1 rRNA gene is annotated in these 518 nt (G+C 59.8%); it reads right to left on the bottom strand.

Going from position 1 to position 518, the window contains the following annotated elements:
* Window positions 1-401: 401 nt before the first annotated feature.
* Window positions 402-518: ribosomal RNA gene (locus ACTWQR_RS56000) — 16S ribosomal RNA — on the bottom strand; the annotation flags it as partial.

Here is a 518-nt window from a genome sequence, read left to right as displayed (position 1 = left end):
GGGACTATCGTGGCCTCCCACGTCCTTCATCGGTTCCTGGTACCAAGGCATCCACCGTGCGCCCTTAAAAACTTGGCCACAGATGCTCGCGTCCACTGTGCAGTTCTCAAACAACGACCAACCACCCGTCACACACCAAAACCTTGGTGCTGCACCGGGGCCGGCACTGAAGAAACAGACTCAACACACAAGCCCGTACCCTCAGACACCCAACAGCGTGCCCGGCCCACTCGCCGCTTCCCTCAACGTTCCACACCCGTTCGGGCAGTACTGGAAGGAGAAGACGATCAAGTGTGCCGAATAATCAACGTTCCACCCATGAGCAACCAGCACCGGACGTACGCCGGTGTACTGGCCTCTGACCAGTCACCCGAGGGCTCCTGGTGAGAAGTGCTCCTTAGAAAGGAGGTGATCCAGCCGCACCTTCCGGTACGGCTACCTTGTTACGACTTCGTCCCAATCGCCAGTCCCACCTTCGACAGCTCCCTCCCCGTGAGGGGTTGGGCCACCGGCTTCGG

The sequence above is a fragment of the Streptomyces sp. 2A115 genome (assembly GCF_052245575.1).
Taxonomy (GTDB): Bacteria; Actinomycetota; Actinomycetes; order Streptomycetales; family Streptomycetaceae; genus Streptomyces.
This window is presented reverse-complemented; position numbering and strand designations above follow the sequence as displayed.